The 13,557-nt window shown below is 45.0% G+C and carries 7 protein-coding genes and 3 rRNA genes; all 10 read right to left on the reverse strand.

Annotated elements, in window-relative coordinates:
- Positions 1-50: 50 nt before the first annotated feature.
- The 10 genes from disA to SJY16_RS00430 all read right to left on the reverse strand — a co-directional run bounded on the left by disA (position 51) and on the right by SJY16_RS00430 (position 13,532).
- Positions 51-1,112, reverse strand: coding sequence for a DNA integrity scanning diadenylate cyclase DisA (gene disA / locus SJY16_RS00385; RefSeq protein WP_377887117.1), 1,062 nt, complete (start codon positions 1,110-1,112; stop codon positions 51-53).
- Between the two features lie 3 nt (positions 1,113-1,115).
- Positions 1,116-2,489 (reverse strand): DNA repair protein RadA, encoded by a 1,374-nt coding sequence (gene radA / locus SJY16_RS00390; RefSeq protein ID WP_377887118.1) that lies wholly within the window; start codon positions 2,487-2,489, stop codon positions 1,116-1,118.
- A gap of 193 nt (positions 2,490-2,682) precedes the next feature.
- Complete coding sequence (gene clpC, locus SJY16_RS00395) at positions 2,683-5,124, reverse strand: ATP-dependent protease ATP-binding subunit ClpC (protein WP_377887119.1); 2,442 nt, start codon at positions 5,122-5,124, stop codon at positions 2,683-2,685.
- Positions 5,121-6,215, reverse strand: a complete 1,095-nt coding sequence (mcsB, locus tag SJY16_RS00400) for a protein-arginine kinase McsB (RefSeq protein WP_377891995.1) — start codon at positions 6,213-6,215, stop codon at positions 5,121-5,123. The genes clpC and mcsB overlap by 4 nt, the downstream gene beginning before the upstream one ends.
- A complete protein-coding gene (gene mcsA / locus SJY16_RS00405) occupies positions 6,215-6,748 on the reverse strand; it encodes a protein-arginine kinase activator protein McsA (protein ID WP_377887120.1) in 534 nt (177 codons plus the stop codon). Before mcsA ends, mcsB begins: the two co-directional genes overlap by 1 nt.
- 29 nt (positions 6,749-6,777) lie before the next feature.
- Complete coding sequence (locus SJY16_RS00410; RefSeq protein WP_224885290.1) at positions 6,778-7,242, reverse strand: CtsR family transcriptional regulator; 465 nt, start codon at positions 7,240-7,242, stop codon at positions 6,778-6,780.
- Between the two features lie 145 nt (positions 7,243-7,387).
- Entirely contained in the window at positions 7,388-8,101 is a 714-nt protein-coding gene (locus SJY16_RS00415; RefSeq protein ID WP_377887121.1) for an MgtC/SapB family protein, read from the reverse strand.
- Between the two features lie 334 nt (positions 8,102-8,435).
- A 5S ribosomal RNA gene (gene rrf / locus SJY16_RS00420) occupies positions 8,436-8,552 on the reverse strand.
- A 239-nt stretch (positions 8,553-8,791) separates the two neighbouring features.
- A 23S ribosomal RNA gene (locus SJY16_RS00425) occupies positions 8,792-11,720 on the reverse strand.
- 261 nt (positions 11,721-11,981) lie between these two features.
- Positions 11,982-13,532: ribosomal RNA gene (locus SJY16_RS00430) — 16S ribosomal RNA — on the reverse strand.
- Together the 16S, 23S and 5S rRNA genes form the textbook arrangement of a ribosomal RNA operon.
- Between the last annotated feature and the right edge of the window lie 25 nt (positions 13,533-13,557).

Consider the following 13,557-nt stretch of genomic DNA (forward strand, 5'->3'; position numbering starts at 1 on the left):
AAATTAATTATAGAGTAGCACAGCCCCTATTGATTGTCTATTTGTTAGCCCTATATATGCCGGTCTACAAACAACTGTTCTTGAATCCGCTTCAGGCCTGCCTTTATCTTTTTCGCGCGAATTTCACCAATACCTTCTACCTTATCTAACTCTTCGATGGAAGCTGTTGAAATATCATTGAGGTTTCCAAAGCTGGCAACGAGGTTTTCTATAATATTTGAAGGTAAGCGAGGAATCTTATGTAGAATTCGATATCCTCTCGGTTTAACAGCTTCGTTTTGTTCTTCGTAACCCAATATTTTCATAATAGAATGATCTTCGAGCAGATCATCACTAGTCAATTTCTTAAGTCTTTTCATCACGTCCGCAGGGGTTTCATCAACGTCTTTAACATAATCCCCGATCAACCATCTTGCCTCTGCTTCAAGGTTTGTGACCAACTCTTCCATCTGCATGCTGATCAAGCGACCTTCAGTACCGAGCTCATTAATATAATTTAATATTTCCTGCTTAATTCGAAGTACCATCTCTATTCTATGAATAACTTGTGCTACCTCTTGTAAGGTCGCAAGCTCTTCAAATTCAAGAGCACCAAGATCCGTAATTCCTTGATCTAGCACTGATTTGTACTTCTCTAGCGTCTGCATCGCTTGATTGGCTTTCGTTAAAATAACGCCAATCTCTTTCAATGAATAGCGGATGCTCCCTTGATAGAGCGTAATGACATTCCTTCTTTGCGAAATTGAAATCACTAGATTGCCTGTTTGCTTGGCAACCCGTTCTGCGGTTCGATGGCGAATCCCTGTTTCCGTTGATGGAATTGCCGTATCAGGAATTAACTGCGTGTTTGCATATAGGATTTTATTCGCTTCTTTATTAAGAATAATGGCGCCATCCATTTTTGCAAGTTCATAGAGATATGCAGGGGTAAAGCGACAGTCGATTGAAAAGCCTCCATCAACTAAATCTTGCACCTTCCCGTTATAACCAACAACGATTAACCCACCTGTTTTCGCTCGTAATATATTATCTATACCATGTCTTAACATCGTACCTGGCGCAACAATCTTTAAAATGTCATTGATTACCTCCTGCTTTTTTTCTGTCTCCATCAGTTACCCTCCTAATGCTTCGTTTAATGCTTCATCTACGGTTTGGACGCCTACAACCTGAATGCCTTCTGGAAATGTCCATCCCCCAATATTCTTCTGTGGAATAATTGCTCGCTCAAAGCCTAGCTTAGCCGCTTCCTGCACACGTTGTTCTATTCTAGATACTCGTCTAATTTCACCTGTGAGGCCGATTTCTCCTACAACGATATCCGTTGCTCTCGTTGGTTTATCCCGGAAACTAGATGCAACGGAGACTGCAATAGCTAAATCGATTGCTGGTTCATCTAACCGTACACCACCCGCTACGTTAAGGTATGCATCCTGATTTTGAAGCAATAGTCCAACCCTTTTCTCAAGCACAGCCATTAGTAAGGATACCCTGTTATGATCAATACCCGTCGCAGTTCTTCTAGGATTCCCAAAACTCGTTGGTGATATGAGTGCTTGAATTTCCACTAGAACTGTTCTCGTCCCTTCCATGGAAGCGACTACTGTTGAGCCAGCTGCACCAGTAGACCGCTCTTCAAGGAAGATCTCTGAAGGATTGAGCACTTCTTCGAGTCCATCTTCTTTCATTTCGAAAACACCTATTTCATTCGTTGAGCCAAATCTGTTTTTGACACCCCGAAGAATTCTAAACGTATGATGGCGTTCTCCTTCAAAATATAAAACAGCATCTACCATATGCTCAAGAAGACGAGGTCCTGCAATCGCCCCTTCTTTTGTTACATGACCTACGATGAAAATCGCAATTCCACGCGTTTTTGCAATCCTCATTAGCTGCGAGGTACATTCTCTTACCTGAGAAACGCTTCCTGGTGCAGATGTAACTTCCGATCGAAATATCGTCTGAATTGAATCAATTATGACGAGTTTCGGCTCTATTTCATCTATCGCTTTACTAATATACTCTAAATCAGTCTCCGCTAATACAAATAGTTTTTCAGCGTCTACTCCTAATCGGTCTGCTCGAAGCTTTGTTTGCTTCACCGACTCTTCCCCAGATATATAAAGGACTGGATGATCTCTGTCTGCGAGTTTTGAAGAAGTTTGTAGTAATAACGTAGACTTTCCTATTCCGGGGTCGCCCCCTACGAGTGCGAGAGATCCAGGAACGATTCCTCCACCTAGTACGCGGTCAAGCTCCACGATCCCAGTTAAAATTCGATCCTCTTTCTCCTTTTTGACGTTTCGAATCGATTCAGGTTTGCTTGTTGTTGTATCACTGGATGTTACGAATCTTCTGCGATCTGTATCCGAAGGCACAAACTCTTCTACCATCGTATTCCACTGGTGACATCCTGGACATTTCCCCATCCACTTAGGAGATTCATACCCACAGTCCTGACACATAAATTTCGTCTTTTTCTTAGCCAAGCTCTTCCCCACCTTTACTTTACCGAACACTTTTTCTTTTATTATCATATCATAATTTTCAAGGTCCTATGACCTTACAACACTTGCATATGTAGTGGAAAATACTGCTCATTTTCCTTTTCCCTTAATTGATTCGAAACATGCCTATTAAAATTAGAAAACCGGAAGACAGCAGCCTTCCGGTTAAATCTCTTTACTTAGATGTCGCTTCAGACAGTGTTTCAACTACGAAATCATCATTGTTGTAGTCGATTTTCACTCGCTGACCTTTCTCGATGTTTCCTCTTAATAGCTCTTCAGAAAGGCGGTCTTCGATGTGACGTTGAAGGGCTCTTCTTAACGGACGAGCTCCATAATCTGGATCATAACCCTCTTCTGCAATCTTATCGAGAGCCAGATCAGAAAGTTCGAAATCAATACCGTGGTCTGAAAGACGATTCTTAAGCTGGTTCGCCATGAGAACGATGATTTCTTTCAAGTGTCTCTTCTCGAGAGAGTGGAACACAATGATTTCATCGATACGGTTCAAGAATTCTGGACGGAACGTCTTCTTCAGCTCATCCATCACTTTATCTTTCATATCTTGATATTCTTCGCCTTCAGATCCCGTTGTAAAACCAACGTATTTATTACGCTTCAATGTGCTTGCTCCTACGTTTGAAGTCATAATAACGACTGTATTACGGAAATCAACTACACGCCCTTTAGAATCAGTTAAACGTCCATCTTCTAACACTTGTAAAAGGATGTTAAATACATCTGGGTGTGCTTTTTCAATTTCGTCAAGCAAAATAACGGAATATGGCTTACGTCTAACCTTTTCAGTAAGCTGGCCACCTTCTTCATAACCTACATAACCTGGAGGTGATCCTACTAGTCTAGACGTTGCATGTTTCTCCATATATTCTGACATGTCGATTCTGATGACCGAATCTTCTTCACCGAAGAGAGTTTCAGCAACTGCTCTTGCAAGTTCTGTTTTACCTACACCAGTAGGTCCTAAGAAAATGAATGATCCAATCGGTCGCTTCGGATCTTTAAGCCCCGCTCGTGCTCTTCGAACCGCTTTTGAAATGGATTTAACAGCTTCTTCTTGCCCAATCAAGCGATTATGAAGAATCTCTTCCATTTTCAACAAACGCTCTGTTTCTTGTTCTTCAAGTTTAGAGACAGGAATTCCGGTCCAATTTGCTACCACAATCGCAATATCATCAGGGGAAACCTCCTGATTCTCTTTACCTTGCTTTTCTTTCCATTCTTTCTTTGTCTGCTCAAGTTCTTCTCTCAAGCGTTGCTCAGAATCTCGTAAAGATGCTGCTTTCTCAAACTCTTGACTCTGAACTGCTGCATCTTTCTCCTTGCGAACTTCTTCAAGCTTTTTATCTAGTTCTTTTAAGTTTGGAGGAGCAGTATAGGAACGTAGACGTACTTTTGAAGCAGCTTCATCAATTAAGTCAATGGCTTTGTCTGGTAGGAAGCGATCAGAAATGTAGCGATCAGAAAGCTTCACTGCAGCGTCAATTGCTTCGTCTGTAATCGTCACACGATGGTGAGCTTCATAGCGATCCCGTAAACCTTTTAGGATAAGCGCTGATTCATCACTCGTAGGTTCGTTTACTTGGATCGGTTGGAAACGACGCTCTAATGCTGCATCTTTCTCAATATACTTTCTATACTCATCTAGTGTAGTTGCTCCGATACATTGTAGCTCACCACGTGCTAGTGCTGGCTTTAAGATGTTAGATGCATCGATTGCACCTTCCGCTCCTCCAGCGCCGATTAATGTGTGTAGCTCATCAATGAATAGAATGATGTTTCCTGCCTGACGAATTTCATCCATCACTTTCTTTAGACGGTCTTCGAATTCACCACGATACTTCGTACCAGCTACTACAGTTCCCATATCTAGTGTCATAACACGCTTATCACGAAGAGTTTCCGGAACTTCGTTATTAATGATTTGTTGTGCAAGCCCTTCAGCAATCGCTGTTTTACCTACACCAGGTTCACCAATAAGAACTGGGTTATTCTTTGTTCTACGGCTTAACACTTCGATTACCCGTTCGATTTCTTTGCTACGACCAATTACTGGGTCCAGGCCACCGTCACGTGCAATTACAGTTAAATCTCGAGCAAGGCCATCTAGAGTTGGAGTATTTGCACTAGCTCCTGCTCCCTGATGACTAGATGAAGAGCTTTCGTTACTTCCTAAAAGTTGTAGAACCTGCTGACGAGCTTTATTTAAACTAACGCCAAGGTTATTAAGTACTCGTGCTGCTACTCCTTCACCTTCACGTATTAAACCTAACAGAATATGCTCTGTTCCAACATAAGAGTGACTTAGTTTACGAGCTTCATCCATTGATAGTTCAATTACTTTTTTTGCACGAGGTGTATAGTGAATGGATTGAACAGAATCCTGTCCTCTCCCAATTAGCTTCTCTACTTCTTTTTGGATTTTTTCAGAACCAAGCCCAAGAGCAGTCAATGCCTTAGCAGCTATCCCTTCACCTTCACGAATCAAGCCTAATAGGATATGTTCTGTCCCGACATTGTTATGACCAAGACGAATGGCTTCTTCCTGCGCTAATGCGAGCACTTTTTGAGCACGCTCTGTAAATCGTCCAAACATCATCGTTCATCACCCTCCGATTTCTTCAATTGTTTTTCTAGTTCAAGTCGTTCTCTGATTAATGTAGCTCGTTTAATATCTCGTTCTGCAGGATTAAGACTAGCTCCTGCATATTGCTGAAGAAAACCTGGTTGAGTTAAAATAACTAGCTCATTAAGTATTGACTTAGTTATACCAGCAACAAGACCGATATCAATTCCTAATCGAACATTTGAAAGGCACTTGGCAGCTTCCTTCGATTGAATGATTCTGCTATTCTCAAGAATTCCTAAAGAACGATATATTCTGTCTTCTAATTCAATTCTTGAATTATCTAGCAACATCCTTCTTGCTGAGCGTTCTTTTTCAATTACTTGCCTAACCACACCCTGAAGGTCCTCGATAATATCTGTTTCACTTTTACCTAGCGTAATTTGATTAGAAATTTGAAAAATATTACCCTGGGCTTCACTTCCCTCACCATAACTCCCTCTAACAACAAGGCCAAGTTGATTAATGGCGGGGATAATGTGATTTAACTGCTGTGTTAACACTAATGCTGGTAAATGCATCATCACTGAAGCTCTCATCCCTGTTCCAACATTCGTCGGACAGCTAGTTAAATACCCTTTTCGTTTATCAAACGCATAATCAACTTTACTTTCAATCCAGTCATCAAGAGAGTTTGCGAGATTTAATGCTTCCTTAAGTCTAAACCCAGCCTTCAAACATTGAATACGAAAATGATCTTCCTCATTAATCATAATGCTGATCGTCTCATTTTCACTAAGTAAAACTGCTCCATTTTTGGATTGTTCTACAAGGTTGGGGCTAACCAGGTGTTTCTCTACTAGAACTCTTTTTTGAGTTGGCTTTAGTGCTTCTATCTCAATTAGTTCTAGTTGCCCAATCTGTTCATTGGGTGCTTCATTAAATTTAGTTCTAACACTTTCAAGAACTTCTAAGTTTTGTTTCCCATTAGAAAGTACAGGAAAAACATAATTTTTCAAATTACGAGCAAATCTTATTCGACTACTCATAACGATATCTGAATCTGGTCCTTCGTCTTTCATCCATGGGCTAACAGCTTCGCTAATAAAACGCTGAAGTGACATCATTCTCCCCCTTCCGACGCTTTATATTCGAGAGAACGAATTAAATCTCTAGTTTCAGCAGCTTTTTCAAATTCCTCCTGCTGAATATACTCTTGCATCTTACTTCGGAGGTTTTGAACTTTACGTTCAATTTCGATCGCTGCTCCAGCGCGTTTTGGTAATTTACCAGAATGAACAGAATTACCACCATGAACCTTTTTAAATATAGGATCAAGGTTTTCTGAAAACGTATTGTAACACTCTGAACAACCAAATCGACCAACTTGCGTGAACTGTTGATACGTTAGCCCACATTTCGGACAACTTTGTCGCTCTTTATTGTAAATAGGGTGTGAAGAACTTTCGTTGATTGGTGTTTCAAAATTTAGTAACCCCGATAATAAGTTATGGATAGAAAAATGGTTAGTGCCTGGCTCAACATCACCTTTTTCTTTGGCACACATTTCACAGATATGGAATTCTGTTTTTTGTCCATTTACAATCTTGGTGAAATGGAGCGTAGCAGGACGCTCACCACATTCCTGGCAGGTCATAGGGCAACCCTCCTATTTGTACACTAATGCTATTGTTTATACTTCAGTGCCGTCAGCATTGCACGCAACATATTCGCTCTTAGGTGGTCTCGAAGTGGTAATTCAATAGTAATAACTGTTCGATCGAGAACACTTAGCATTAACTTCGCTTCCCGACCCGATATTACCTCTTCTTCTAACAGCCTAAGAATAATATTTTCAGATACTGCCTGTGGCACTTGATTTTTTACAATATTAAGCATGTCATCAATTAAATCCGCATGAGTTTCGGGTTTCACCTTCAAAATTCTTATATAACCGCCTCCACCCCTTTTACTTTCCACAATATATCCTTTTTCAATCGTAAAGCGGGTGTTGATAACATAATTAATCTGTGAAGGAACACATTGAAACTTATCAGCAATCTCACTTCTTTTAATCTCAACGGCATCTCTACCTTCTACCATCAAGATTTTTTTAATATATGCTTCAATTACATCGGAAACATTTCGCACTACTCTGCCTCCTCTCCGTCCCCAAACTGACTTTGACTATATTTGACGTTAAGTATATTATAACGTGTTTCTTGTGTATTGGAAAGTAACATGTCTCTTCATATTGCGGACGTGAACCTTACCATCATTCCCAGAAATAGTGCATTCATTCCTTGCAATTTATTCTTTTTATCTTATCAATTTCTTTAAGATGATCCACAAGAGTCGAGAGTTTCATTGAATTATTTGTATTAACAAGAATTGAATACGTGTAAATTCTTTCGTCCCTTTCGTAATGAGTTTCTTTCGGGTCGTCTGTTTTCATTTCTAGAACGCTAATATTCATTTCTTCGATTTTTTCTATAACGGATTTTAACGATAGTCCTTCTTCTACAAATAGATTGATCCAATGTTGAGATTTAGACATGTAGAGTTTCTCGATTTTACTTAAGAAAACCAAGCTCAACACAACAATCAATGTTGTGAAAACAGCTTCATACAACATCCCTACTCCTACTACCAATCCTATTCCAGCAACTACCCAAATCGATGCTGCAGTGGTTAGTCCCCTTACTGTCCAACCATTCGCTAAAATAGTACCAGCGCCTAAAAATCCTATACCACTAATAACATATGATGGAATACGAGAAGGGTCAAAATTAATATTCGCATGCGTTTCATTGTAATCTTCAAAACCAAACAAAGATAATAACATCATCAAACATGCTCCAACACCAACAAGAATATGAGTTCTAAAACCTGCTGGATGCCTTTTGAATTCTCTCTCGCTTCCTATAACTCCACTTAATACTGCCGCAATCAAGATACGTAGCGATATCGTACCAAAATTGTCCGCTAGTGTGATATTTAATACTTCCATTTGATATCCCTTTCTCTTAATTTTCTATCGTTTTATATTACCCTTCTTCTAGCAATAATTAACGTTCGATATTAGTATGAGTTCCAACAATCCTCGGTGTGAAATATGCGGCGAACTCCCCAGCTGCGCGATCCTGGATCCTCATAGATCTCCGACTATCTACTCCGGTCCAGTCTCACTTGCTTCCTCGAATTTCTTGCTTCTCCCACCCCTACGAAGCTTTCGAGGATGTTCTTGAATGTAAATCATGATGGAATACCACCTCACGGTACTACTCAAACGAAAAAAACATATAAAAAAGCCAGAGATCATAATGACCTCTGACTTCTCACTTGCCTAGCGACGTCCTACTCTTGCAGGGGGAGATCCCCCAACTACCATCGGCGCTGAAGAGCTTAACTTCCGTGTTCGGCATGGGAACGGGTGTGACCTCTTCGCCTTCATCACTAGACTGACAGGATGTTAGTCGTTCGATGTTCACCACAGGACGTGGTGGAACTTAGTCGAACTTCTTTTCATTCCCTGAAAACTAGATAGCACTCAACAACGTATTCCAATATTTTTTCGCGATGTCTAGTGCCGCAGGCTATATTCTTGTCCATTTCACTCTTTCACTTCAGGCGAAAAACGCCTTCTGTTCAAGAGCTCCAATGGTCTGCGAATATGACCAAGCCTGCTTTACTTTTCGTTTTGGTTAAGCCCTCGATCGATTAGTATTCGTCAGCTCCACGTGTCGCCACGCTTCCACCCCGAACCTATCAACCTCATCATCTCTGAGGGATCTTACCAGCTTGACGCTGTGGGAAATCTCATCTCGAGGGGGGCTTCATGCTTAGATGCTTTCAGCACTTATCCCTTCCACACGTAGCTACCCAGCTATGCTCCTGGCGGAACAACTGGTACACCAGCGGTGTGTCCATCCCGGTCCTCTCGTACTAAGGACAGCTCCTCTCAAATTTCCTGCGCCCGCGACGGATAGGGACCGAACTGTCTCACGACGTTCTGAACCCAGCTCGCGTACCGCTTTAATGGGCGAACAGCCCAACCCTTGGGACCTACTTCAGCCCCAGGATGCGATGAGCCGACATCGAGGTGCCAAACCTCCCCGTCGATGTGGACTCTTGGGGGAGATAAGCCTGTTATCCCCAGGGTAGCTTTTATCCGTTGAGCGATGGCCCTTCCATGCGGAACCACCGGATCACTAAGCCCGACTTTCGTCCCTGCTCGACTTGTAGGTCTCGCAGTCAAGCTCCCTTGTGCCTTTACACTCTGCGAATGATTTCCAACCATTCTGAGGGAACCTTTGGGCGCCTCCGTTACTCTTTAGGAGGCGACCGCCCCAGTCAAACTGCCCACCTGACACTGTCTCCGCACCGGATCACGGTGCTGGGTTAGAATGTCAGTACAGCCAGGGTAGTATCCCACCGACGCCTCCACCGAACCTAGCGGTCCGGCTTCTATGGCTCCTACCTATCCTGTACAAGCTGTACCAAAATCCAATATCAGGCTACAGTAAAGCTCCATGGGGTCTTTCCGTCCTGTCGCGGGTAACCTGCATCTTCACAGGTACTATAATTTCACCGGGTCTCTCGTTGAGACAGTATCCAAGTCGTTGCACCTTTCGTGCGGGTCGGAACTTACCCGACAAGGAATTTCGCTACCTTAGGACCGTTATAGTTACGGCCGCCGTTTACTGGGGCTTCGATTCAGAGCTTCTCCCGTAAGGGATAACCCCTCCTCTTAACCTTCCAGCACCGGGCAGGTGTCAGCCCCTATACATCGCCTTGCGGCTTGGCAGAGACCTGTGTTTTTGCTAAACAGTCGCTTGGATCTTTTCACTGCGGCTCCCCTGGGCTATTCACCCGAGGAAGCACCCCTTCTCCCGAAGTTACGGGGTCATTTTGCCGAGTTCCTTAACGAGAGTTCTCCCGATCGTCTTAGGATTCTCTCCTCGCCTACCTGTGTCGGTTTGCGGTACGGGCACCTCTTTCCTCACTAGAGGCTTTTCTTGGCAGTGTAGAATCAGGGACTTCGGTACTTAATTCCCTCGCCATCACGACTCAGCCTTCGCGGTGAACGGATTTGCCTATTCACCAGCCTAATCGCTTGGACGCGCATTTCCAGCAGCGCGCTCTCCCTATCTTTCTGCGTCCCCCCGTCGTTCAAACGGAAAGGAGGTGGTACAGGAATATCAACCTGTTATCCATCGCCTACGCCTTTCGGCCTCGGCTTAGGTCCCGACTAACCCTGAGCGGACGAGCCTTCCTCAGGAAACCTTGGGCTTTCGACGGACAAGATTCTCACTTGTCTTTCGCTACTCATACCGGCATTCTCACTTCTAAGCGCTCCACCAGTCCTTTCGGTCTGACTTCGCAGCCCTTAGAACGCTCTCCTACCATTGTCGTAAGACAATCCACAGCTTCGGTGATACGTTTAGCCCCGGTACATTTTCGGCGCAGCGTCACTCGACCAGTGAGCTATTACGCACTCTTTAAATGATGGCTGCTTCTAAGCCAACATCCTGGTTGTCTAAGCAACGCCACATCCTTTTCCACTTAACGTATACTTTGGGACCTTAGCTGGTGGTCTGGGCTGTTTCCCTCTCGACTACGGATCTTATCACTCGCAGTCTGACTCCCGCGGATAAATCGTTGGCATTCGGAGTTTGACTGGATTCGGTAATCCGGTAGGGACCCCTAGTCCAATCAGTGCTCTACCTCCAAGATTCTTGCCGCGAGGCTAGCCCTAAAGCTATTTCGGAGAGAACCAGCTATCTCCGGGTTCGATTGGCATTTCACCGCTACCCACACCTCATCCCCGCATTTTTCAACATGCGTGGGTTCGGGCCTCCATTCAGTGTTACCTGAACTTCACCCTGGACATGGGTAGATCACCCGGTTTCGGGTCTACGACCACGTACTATTTCGCCCTATTCAGACTCGCTTTCGCTGCGGCTCCGCCTTCTCGGCTTAACCTTGCACGGGATCGTAACTCGCCGGTTCATTCTACAAAAGGCACGCTGTCACCCATTAACGGGCTCCAACTAGTTGTAGGCACACGGTTTCAGGTTCTCTTTCACTCCCCTTCCGGGGTGCTTTTCACCTTTCCCTCACGGTACTGGTTCACTATCGGTCACTAGAGAGTATTTAGCCTTGGGAGATGGTCCTCCCGGATTCCGACGGGGTTTCACGTGTCCCGCCGTACTCAGGATCCGTCTCGGAGGGCAGCGGATTTTGACTACAGGATTGTTACCTTCTCTGATGGACCTTTCCAGGTCGCTTCGTCTATCCGTGCCTTTGTAACTCCAATGAGACGTCCTACAACCCCAGAGGGCAAGCCCTCTGGTTTGGGCTGATTCCGTTTCGCTCGCCGCTACTCAGGAAATCGCGATTGCTTTCTCTTCCTCCGGGTACTGAGATGTTTCAGTTCCCCGGGTATGCCTTCTATCTCCTATGTATTCAGAAATAGATACCATCCCATTACGGATGGTGGGTTCCCCCATTCGGAAATCTCCGGATCAAAGCGTACTTACTGCTCCCCGAAGCATATCGGTGTTCGTCCCGTCCTTCATCGGCTTCTAGTGCCAAGGCATCCACCGTGCGCCCTTAGTAGCTTAACCTTAGATTTCATTAGAAACAAAGTCTCTAACTCCATCGATGCACATCGTAAGATGTGACTAACTAAGAAATAACGCAAAAAATAATTCTTTATTGGATGTCGTTGTTTATGCTATCTAGTTTTCAAGGAACGTGGCTACTTCTTGAATCCGCTAATGCTTCATCAAATCAGCCTGTTTTGAAAGAATACAATCATTCTTTCAAAACTAAACGAAACGCTCATGCAAGTTTGGCAACCAATGTTGCCTCGTAATTCTCCATAGAAAGGAGGTGATCCAGCCGCACCTTCCGATACGGCTACCTTGTTACGACTTCACCCCAATCATTTGTCCCACCTTCGGCGGCTGGCTCCAAAAGGTTACCTCACCGACTTCGGGTGTTACAAACTCTCGTGGTGTGACGGGCGGTGTGTACAAGGCCCGGGAACGTATTCACCGCGGCATGCTGATCCGCGATTACTAGCAATTCCGGCTTCATGCAGGCGAGTTGCAGCCTACAATCCGAACTGAGAACGGCTTTATGGGATTCGCTTCACCTCGCGGTGTCGCAGCCCTTTGTACCGTCCATTGTAGCACGTGTGTAGCCCAGGTCATAAGGGGCATGATGATTTGACGTCGTCCCCACCTTCCTCCGGTTTGTCACCGGCAGTCACCTTAGAGTGCCCAACTGAATGCTGGCAACTAAGATCAAGGGTTGCGCTCGTTGCGGGACTTAACCCAACATCTCACGACACGAGCTGACGACAACCATGCACCACCTGTCACTCTGTCCCCCGAAGGGGAACGTCCTATCTCTAGGAGTGGCAGAGGATGTCAAGACCTGGTAAGGTTCTTCGCGTTGCTTCGAATTAAACCACATGCTCCACTGCTTGTGCGGGCCCCCGTCAATTCCTTTGAGTTTCAACCTTGCGGTCGTACTCCCCAGGCGGAGTGCTTAATGTGTTAACTTCAGCACTGAGGGTGGAACCCCCCAACACCTAGCACTCATCGTTTACGGCGTGGACTACCAGGGTATCTAATCCTGTTCGCTCCCCACGCTTTCGCGCCTCAGCGTCAGTTACAGACCAGAGAGCCGCCTTCGCCACTGGTGTTCCTCCACATATCTACGCATTTCACCGCTACACGTGGAATTCCACTCTCCTCTTCTGCACTCAAGTCCCCCAGTTTCCAATGGCCCTCCACGGTTGAGCCGTGGGCTTTCACATCAGACTTAAGAGACCGCCTGCGCGCGCTTTACGCCCAATAATTCCGGACAACGCTTGCCACCTACGTATTACCGCGGCTGCTGGCACGTAGTTAGCCGTGGCTTTCTGGTTAGGTACCGTCAAGGTACCGCCCTATTCGAACGGTACTTGTTCTTCCCTAACAACAGAGCTTTACGACCCGAAAGCCTTCGTCACTCACGCGGCGTTGCTCCGTCAGACTTTCGTCCATTGCGGAAGATTCCCTACTGCTGCCTCCCGTAGGAGTCTGGGCCGTGTCTCAGTCCCAGTGTGGCCGATCACCCTCTCAGGTCGGCTACGCATCGTTGCCTTGGTAAGCCATTACCTTACCAACTAGCTAATGCGCCGCGGGCCCATCCTACAGTGTTAGCTCGAAAGCCAACTTTCAACATTGCATCATGCGATGCTATGTATTACCCGGTATTAGCTCCGGTTTCCCGGAGTTATCCCAGTCTGCAGGGCAGGTTGCCCACGTGTTACTCACCCGTCCGCCGCTGAGAAATAGGAGCAAGCTCCTACTTCTCCGCTCGACTTGCATGTATTAGGCACGCCGCCAGCGTTCGTCCTGAGCCAGGATCAAACTCTCCGATAGAAAGTCTAATCTAGCTTTAAAACTT

It is taken from the genome of Alkalihalobacillus sp. R86527 (assembly GCF_042466185.1).
In the GTDB taxonomy this organism is placed as follows: domain Bacteria; phylum Bacillota; class Bacilli; order Bacillales; family Guptibacillaceae; genus Guptibacillus.